The following is a 524-nucleotide window of genomic DNA, read 5'->3' on the forward strand; positions in this document are numbered from 1 at the left end:
CCGCTACCAGCTTCGCCCGCGCCGCTGCCCGCGCCGCCGGGTCGCTCTGCGCCGCCTGCGCGTTCAGCTTGCCCTGCGTCACCAGCACATCACTCACCTGGCGCCCGATTTCACCTGTCTTCTGCGCTGTCGCCAGCCGGTTCTGCTCTTTCTCCTTATCAAATATCGGACTATCCAGCGCCCCAGCAGCTCGCCACTCACTGCGCCTGCCGCTCCCGCCAGCGCGCTGTTATTTCCCGATGCCGCCGCTATCGCTCCCCACACCGCGTGTGCCATCGCATTGGTTTCCACATTCACCTTACCCGTCGCGCTGTCCGTCGTCTGGCTGTGAATGATTTCCGCCACATACGGACTCACTGCGCCACTCGCCGCCTGCGCCAGGTTGCCCCCCGCCAGACCCTGCATCGCCGCCGTTACCGCCTGCGCCACCTTCTGGTACTTTCCGCCCGTATCGTAGTCCGCCGTCGCCGTCCGGCTCACCTGCGCGCTGATTTGCTCCTCGCTCGGACTGCCATTCCCTCCCG

Annotated in this window: 1 pseudogene; it reads right to left on the minus strand. The window is 66.2% G+C overall.

Annotated elements, in window-relative coordinates:
- Window positions 1-93 precede the first annotated feature (93 nt).
- Window positions 94-524, minus strand: a pseudogene (locus CW267_RS29925) (hypothetical protein); the annotation flags it as partial.

The sequence above is a fragment of the Klebsiella sp. X1-16S-Nf21 genome (assembly GCF_002837615.1).
Classification (GTDB): domain Bacteria; phylum Pseudomonadota; class Gammaproteobacteria; order Enterobacterales; family Enterobacteriaceae; genus Klebsiella; species Klebsiella variicola.